The organism is bacterium (assembly GCA_040755795.1).
Lineage (GTDB): Bacteria > UBA9089 > CG2-30-40-21 > CG2-30-40-21 > SBAY01 > JBFLXS01.
This window is the reverse complement of record JBFLXS010000275.1, coordinates 1-5,390: the sequence shown is the minus strand read 5'-3', so window position 1 is coordinate 5,390 and position 5,390 is coordinate 1. Positions and strand designations below refer to the sequence as shown.

The window sequence follows — 5,390 nt, the reverse complement described above, 5'->3', positions numbered from 1 at the left end:
CCAGAATATTTAACTTCAATCATCCTGCCTATCTCTTTAAAGTCTACCGCCTCTTTTATCCGTCTTAAAATGTGTCCTTCTGGAATATAGAAAGTAAATATCCACTTCTCCCAGAAGAAAAGAACATATTTGAACAGAATATATTGTAAAAGAAAATAATCGGTTAAAGTTTTTTGAATTTTTTGTCGATATAATACTTGATGAGTCATTGTCGAGAATACCTCCTTATTCTTTAGAAAAATTTTAATCTTCTATAGGTATTCTCGACATTTTTTCTCTTAAACTTTAATTTTTTTTGGATTGACCCCGCCAACATAAAGTTTAAATTTACTTCTCTTTACCCTCAGATCTCGCATAAATATGGACGGAAAAAACATACCCTCCATCTTTTAGTTTATGTCAACAGCCTGTCAAGGTTTGACCCTACTTCTTTCCCTGCCTCACCGAATTATTGTGCATTCCACATTCACGGTTTGCCCCTAAAATATCTCCTTTTTATTTTCTCACACAAAGCCACAAAGAACACAAAGGTTTATTGTTTTATTCAATTCCTTTGTGACTTTGTGTCTCTGTGTGATTATTTTTATTAGTCTAACAAGTTGATAAGGTAGCGACAGTAACTTGTTCTCTTGTTTCCTTGTTTTCTTATCCCCTCTCCTCAACACGAATAACGATGAAATAAGTAGTTTTAATCTGCTTCAATGATTTTGTTAGAAAAAAAACTGCACTCCACAGTCTTTTTTCTTTTCTTCTTTTTGATAGTTAATTCTCAATTCGAGCTCTGACCCTAACCCTTCCCTTCTCTCCTTTCACCCCAAAACCGTTTTTCTTTTGGGTGCGTTTTCCACCATACTTGAGCCCGCTCAGTGAACTTTTCCATCCGTAACTTCAACGGGGGGTGAGAAAGAAAATAGTCCCGTATAATATTAGCCTCATCATCTGATTGTCTATTATCTATATGTTTTTCATCCCAGGAATTAAGACTTTTGAATGCTTTGCCTACACAAAGCGGGTCATACTTTGTCTGTAAGATGAGGTTGTATGCATATTCATCTGCTTCGTTTTCCTGTGTTTTGCTGAAAGAGTGCCGAATAAGAACAGCTATCGCAATATCAGCCAGTTGACCTAATGAAGCATTCTTTATTTTCCTCATAAGTAACTCATATTTTACTGCTTCAAAGCAATGTGATAATTCAATATGCCCCATTTCATGGGCAATAACTGCGGCAACCTCTGCCTCTGAGTTCAAAACTGTAAGCAGTGCCTTTGAAATAACAATTACTCCACCCGGAAGTGCATAGGCGTTAGGTATCCCTCCATAATCATCAACATAAACACGGTACTTAAATGGCTTTTTGGCGTATCGGCTCAGATGAGTTACAATATTATTTAAATATATGTGATTTGTACCTTTATAACTCATCTCTTTGGCTATCGCTTCTCCATATTCTTTTTCATCAAGTACATCAACGGGAATGACTCTGGAAATCGCTGTGTCAACTGACTTGACTGGTATCCCCAGTACTTGAAAAAAAGGAGCGAGTGTAGAGGATAAAGGTGTTTTGATCTGTTTTCTAAAAGTAATAACTGTAAGCGAAATGCCAAAGATTATAATAATAAAAAGGAGTAAAAATCGCCAATTACCCATATCTATTGCCTCTGTTTATATTTGGTATAAATAAAGTTCATACCAAGCATAATAATACCAACACATAAAAATACAACAGCCCTCATCAAAGTCCCTGCCTGTACCAAATCATAGAAAATAAGTCGGATAAGGCAAAGGACAAGTCCTGCCATAGAAAGATACCGAAAATTGTCCTCTCGCAATATAAGGCTGATAACAAAAATAAAAAAGCATTCTAATACAAAGAGAAGCGTTAATATTGATTTCTCAAATGAGAAATAAAGAAACATAGTGATACTGAGGAACAGTGGGTAATAAATCCAGAGATTTTTTCTTTTTTGTATCACCCCAACCCAATGTGAAAAGAATTTAAGTATTAGTGGAAATTCGAGAGAAGTAAAAATATTTTTTCGGTGAATCCACACGATGTACATAAACTGCAATACAATGGCAATCAGTCCACTCATCCATGACTGCTCATGCCATTTTGTTGATGGCGTAATTTCTACTGCGGTTTTAAATGCTACATGAAATGCATTTGCCCACGAAAATAATAGCGAATAAAACTTTAACTGAGATAATCTTGATGAAAATGTTTGACCTAAAAATAGGCAGATAAATGCAGAGATTCCCCATGCTACAGGATACCATTTAGAAGATAACTCAACAGCAATGGTAAGTACTGAAAAAAACACAATAAGTTCCACCATCAATGGATAGATACGAATCCAATGCTTATCAATAATCTGCATCTGCGGTTTTTTATGGAGTAGCCAATACACAAATATAAGCAATGCGAATAGTTCTATTAAAAATCGCAGTTGAATGAACCCGATGTATATTTCAGATTGCAGATGAACACATATATGCCGAATTAGAAAGAGTCCAATGAAAATATATCCGATATGCATCAGGGAACGGTCAGGTGAACCTTTTTGAATTATTGTATCATCATATTTTGTGCGCAAGAATGTTGCAATTTCTAAATTGATGACGCAGATACAAAGCCAGACAATTCCACTGATAAAAGGAGATATGGAATTAAATGCATAATGTACGGTAAATGCAAGATGAATATATAGCAGATAAATACCAATATATTTTGCATAATTGTTGATTTTTTCAATGTAGGACAATTTAATACTGGCGAAGGATAAGAAAAAAAACGGCAGACTATATATAATTTTCTCATCCCAGTTATTGAACATATATATTTTATACCACCCAAGATAATAAACTCCCAAAAGATACAGGAAGATGCCAATACCGAATCCATTGAGTTGATATTTCTGCCGGGCATACAGAAAACTTATTCCGATTATCATTGCTACAACCGGTCCCCACATCATCTGAGCTAAATGGAAATAGACAGTAAATCCCATAATGGGTAACAGAATACCGGATACCGAAAACTTGTGCAAATACTCAGAACCTGTTTTTGTAATATAAACTGATATACAGTCAAAAACCTCTCCTCCATATTTTGTTTGATACAAATGGAAGAGAACTCCTATCACTACGGTAATTAACAGTGTTGTTGAATGTTTATATAGTAACATAGTATCAGAAAAATTGATACTCTTAAATGCGGTAATCAGTAAGATAAGAGATAATACATTGGCAAGCCATATCCCGATACGGAAAAGAAGCCTTTCATTTTCTTTCAAAACCACAAAACTATACAATAATGTTTCAAGATACATTAATCCCAAAAGGTAATATATTTCCATTTTCCACATAGTCATTGATACAATCGCCAGCAAAATCCCAATTTGAGCGACCAGCATATCAGTCGTATAAACCCACCGAATGCCTTTCTTCTTTGCTTTTTGGGCAATGAAAAATGCTACAAATGCACCAACGATAATAATAATTGGTCTGCCATTAAAATCAAATGAGTGTATCCAGATACCAATACCAAAATAAAACCAGTTTAGAAAATGGGAGATAAATGAGATGTATTCAAACTTTTCAGTTTTATAAATATCCCGATAATGAACTAATAAGGCAGTAAAACTGACCAACGCTACATTTCCCATACCCAGATAATGTTGGATATCGGTCATTTCTCCAGTTTTAGTAAAATACCAGTATAGGTGATAAAGGAAAAAAGATGAGATACAGGTAATTAGATGATATTCCCATTTTTCTTTATAATTAATCACAATGCCTAACAATGTTACAATCCCAGCAACAATAAAAACAATAGTTGTTTGTGGGGCTATTGATAGTGCAATGAGATTTAATACTACATGGAATGAGGCATAAAGCGGTGTCTTGCCAATGTAACTTAAATATACATTTACACTGATTCCAACTAGTAGTAAAGCAAGTGCGTTGAAAGGGTCTAAAATCCATTGTAGCCCGGGGATACCACCAGAACCCAGGCAGGCAAATAAAAAGATTGCCCCAGCACTGCTTCTCAACCATAGCGCTAACTTACGCCATGGTGGTTTTTCCTTCAAAATAAAAAATAAGACAGTCAATATCCCTGAAAAAATCACTATGATAATAAATCGATAAAATGGTGTGCATTTCAGTGCGGCATAGATACCTAAGAATGCTACCCCCATAACCATAGTAATTGCCCCGAATATTCCTGTCCAATTTTCAGCAAATTTTTCAGTAAGTTTTGGCAGCCAGTCAGATTTTGTCTTCAAAATAGGAGATACTTCTTGTATCTGGACTTTTTCAGCAGTAACTGATTGAACTTCAAAAGCAGGTTGTGGTTGTGGCTCAGCAAATTTGGATTCATCTAAGGAGGGTAAAGCAGGCTCTATTTCTTCTGGTAAGTGGGTTGATTGGATATTTTTTAAATCCTCTAAATCTTCTTCGATAGACTCAATGCGGTCTAAAATTGTCTTAAATTTACTTCTTAATTGTATAACCAAAAATAACAGAAATAGAATACAAAACAAGTTAAAATTATTTATATTGCCTGAGGCGACACAAATACCTGCTATAATTACAACTACGATAAGTATTAAAAAAGCATTCATTCTACACCTTCAACTACCGATAGGAATTTACTACTGACTGATAGGAATTTGACTACTGATAGGAATTTGCTTTTTGAGTGTTTTGACTGTTATACCCATTTTTGTTGCCTCTGAGGGTATTTTAGCGAGAATTTTACTCTCTGTCAATCAAAAAGTTTTCCTCTGAACTATTTATGCGAGCTAATGATAGAGCTCACCTGCTGGGGGGCGGATTACCACTAACCTTGTAAGCAAAATAAAAGCTTGATAAATTACAAAACTTTGAAAACGGCACAGCCCCCTGCAGTCAGGTGCAGCGAATGGTTAGAAAAAGCTGCACTTCGCCGTCTCTTTCTTCTTGCTTCCTCTATCTTACTTAACTATCACCTTTCAGTAGAGCCTCTTAGCCGCCCCCCTGTTACTTCTAAGGGATAAGCAACTCTTTCCGAAAAGCATCAATCTCGGAGGCTTGGTATAGTCCACTAAAGGAGCAAATATTCTCACCAAAACTTCCAATAGCAATAACTCCTCTTTCTCCTTCTTGTCTGCCTGGCATATCTAACCTTAGATTATCCTGCCTATTAGCAGTTTTATTCTACTGCAAAATAATTTTTTTGTTGCAATTATAAAGGGCATTATAATAGGGAACTGTCCCCTATTCGAGAGCGTTGCAAATGTCTTTTAGTTATGGTGCGGGTTTGGGGTGAGTTTTGAGTGATAAAAGATGCCAAAACGATAAAAAAGAGATAATTTGCTTAGTTGACATCAAAAAGAGGAGGTGTTAT

Annotated in this window: 3 protein-coding genes; all 3 read right to left on the bottom strand. The window is 35.5% G+C overall.

All coding sequences use genetic code 11. The annotated features are described in order from the left end of the window. A partial coding sequence (locus tag AB1414_14630; GenBank protein ID MEW6608657.1) for a hypothetical protein occupies positions 1–209 on the bottom strand: 209 nt, incomplete at its 3' end. Between the two features lie 578 nt (positions 210–787). Beyond that, a complete protein-coding gene (locus AB1414_14625) occupies positions 788–1,648 on the bottom strand; it encodes a M48 family metallopeptidase (protein ID MEW6608656.1) in 861 nt (286 codons plus the stop codon). Positions 1,649–1,650: 2 nt separating this feature from the next. Continuing rightward, the gene (locus AB1414_14620) at positions 1,651–4,626 is read right to left on the bottom strand and encodes a hypothetical protein (protein MEW6608655.1); all 2,976 of its coding nucleotides are present in this window, start codon (positions 4,624–4,626) and stop codon (positions 1,651–1,653) included. Between the last annotated feature and the right edge of the window lie 764 nt (positions 4,627–5,390).

Bases quoted from the DNA above. Each gene is read 5' to 3' on its own strand.
- AB1414_14625 (MEW6608656.1), bottom strand. From the start codon at position 1,648: ATGGGTAATTGGCGATTTTTACTCCTTTTTATTATTATAATCTTTGGC.
- AB1414_14620 (MEW6608655.1), bottom strand. From the start codon at position 4,626: ATGAATGCTTTTTTAATACTTATCGTAGTTGTAATTATAGCAGGTATT.